The 1,699-nt window shown below is 37.4% G+C and carries 2 protein-coding genes; both read right to left on the bottom strand.

Annotated features, from left to right (window positions below; translation table 11 throughout):
* Positions 1-969, bottom strand: a 969-nt coding sequence (gene rlmD / locus AC29Z1_RS17615) for a 23S rRNA (uracil(1939)-C(5))-methyltransferase RlmD (RefSeq protein WP_488272739.1), incomplete at its 3' end; no start/stop codon positions are given.
* 64 nt (positions 970-1,033) lie between these two features.
* Positions 1,034-1,699 (bottom strand): glycoside hydrolase family 15 protein (locus AC29Z1_RS17620; RefSeq protein WP_488272740.1); only part of this gene is annotated, 666 nt, incomplete at its 5' end.

Below are 1,699 nucleotides of genomic sequence, written 5' to 3' on the forward strand. Positions count from 1 at the left end.
TGCAAACAAAGATATAGTCCCTATTCCTGAATAAACATCTATTACCACTTCTTTTCCCGTCAAACCAGCGTATTCAATGGCTTTATCGTACAAAATTTCAGTTTGAATAGGATTTACCTGAAAAAAAGAAAGTGGAGATATCTCAAATCTTAAATCTTTTATGAAATCCTCAATGGTATTTTTCCCATAAATTACAATATTCTTATTTCCTAAAATCATCTTAGTTCGCCTGGTATTAATATTCAAAATAACACTTTTAAGCCCTGGCACTTTTTCTTTCAAGGCCTCTATCAGTTCTTCCTTACAAGGTATATCTTCTCCATTTATGACGATTATTGCCATAACTTCCCCTGTCTTAAAAGCGACCTTAGCTACCACGTGCCTTATTAGTCCTTTGCCTTTTTTCCTGTCATAAACGCTTATGTCACATTCATTTAACCACTCTTTTACTACACTTACAACCTTGTTGCTCAAAGGATGCTGTATCAAGCAATTATCTACAGGTACAATCTCGTGGGAATGGAAAGAGTAAAACCCCGTTATCTTTTCTCTTCCTATTTCACCTACTACAAATTGCCCTTTGTTTCTGTAATTCAATGGATTCTCCATTCCTATCGCATAGTGAACTTTTGTATAAATCTTTCCTATCCTCTCTAGATTATCCTTTACCTTCTGAGTCTTGTATTCAAGTTGGCCTTTATAACTTAAGTGTTGCAAAGAACAACCACCACATCTATCAGCATACTGACAAAGAGGATTTACTCTATGCTGGGATTTTTCTAGTATTTTTACTGTATAACCTTTGAGATAATTTTTATGGACCTCTTCTATCTCTACAATAACTCTTTCTCCCTTTAAGGCTCCTTTCACAAAAACAGCTATTCCATCGATTCTTCCAACTCCCTCCCCCTCGTGTCCCATGCTAGTGATATCTACTTCGTATTTTTCACCTATTTTTACTTTATTCAAGGTTTCTTCCCTCCTCCAAAGAGTATTATAACCTATCGCAAAAAGAAAAAATATAGGGGGAGTTTTATCTCTCCCCTAATACATACCTTTTGTATACAATTTGTGGCATATCAACTACCTTCCCTTCTATGTTAGATGCAAAAAGCACCACATATTCCGCATGAGCCCAATTGAGAGGAGAAGCAGAATCTGTAGGAAGTCCTGTATCTTCCCAAATTTGCTCTGACAAGACAAAACCTTCATTAGCAAAATTTCTCATATACTCTAGATAGTCATCTGCTTTTTTCCCTGCTGCAATTTCGTACATCCCTCTCTCTCCTGTAAGAAGAGGCCATAATCTGCCTTTACCTTTGCCATGATAAAGTTCTCCTTTGGCGGGTTCACCATAGCCATCATGATTGTACCTGTACCACGAAGGCCCTTTAGGAGTATTTACTTTAAGGAGGCTATCAACTACCGAAATAGTATTCAATATCTTTGGGTCATCATAAGCTTTTACTCCTAACCTTACAAGCTCTAAAAAACTTGGATCTACAATCTCCTTCTGGTCATACACTCCTCCTCCGTTGGCAATGCTTATTAAAAAGTCGGCATCCGGGTCCGGTAAACCTGCAATTCTTATATAATACTGCCCATTGCCATAAGGTCCTTTCGTAGTATAAGTGAGTTTGTCTATCAACTCTTGCCATTTGTCAGCTGTCTCCAGATATTTCTTTGCCCTTTCCATATC

This window comes from Sporomusa sp. (assembly GCF_057736855.1).